Source organism: Haloarcula sp. Atlit-7R (assembly GCF_003666065.1).
Classification (GTDB): domain Archaea; phylum Halobacteriota; class Halobacteria; order Halobacteriales; family Haloarculaceae; genus Haloarcula; species Haloarcula taiwanensis.
Genome location: NZ_QXIK01000069.1, coordinates 1 through 526, shown reverse-complemented (window position 1 = coordinate 526; position 526 = coordinate 1). Strand labels below are relative to the sequence as shown.

Sequence of the window (526 nt, the reverse complement as noted above, 5' to 3'; positions counted from 1 at the left end):
CGCTCCGGGTGTCGGTTGTAGTCGGGTAAGCGAGCCTCCCAAACGACGTCAATATCGAGTAATTCGAGGACGTGAAACGCGGTTCCCGCGAGACCCATCGCCGTTTTCGTGATTCGACTCAGGTACTCGGACGTCTCACACTCGTAGTCCTCATGTGCAAGTGACCGCGTCATGTCGAGTAGCTCGTCTCTCGCGTCCTCGAGGACGTCGACGTACTCACCCGCCGAGTCGACAGAGTCAGCCAACCACCCGAGGTTTCGAGACCCACGAACGTACGTCCCATCTTCGATTAGTCCATCAAGTTCCGCGAGACGGTCCTCGGTAAGGACCTGGTCGAACGTCTTAGGATCGAGTAACGCTCGTGCAATCATCACCACATGAGACATGGCAGAGTCGTACTCTGCAGAGACGACGAGCGTATTCTCGTCCTCAAGGTAGCCCCACCCGGCATCTCCCCGGTCAGATTTGGGTTCGACAGGGTAGTTTGTCACACTAACGCCTTTCTTCGGCGGTGTCTTCGCCGCTG

General features: G+C 57.2%; 1 pseudogene. It reads right to left on the bottom strand.

Annotation, left to right across the window (positions count from 1 at the left end):
- Window positions 1–491, bottom strand: a pseudogene (locus D3D01_RS22670) (transcriptional regulator); the annotation flags it as partial.
- Window positions 492–526 lie beyond the last annotated feature (35 nt).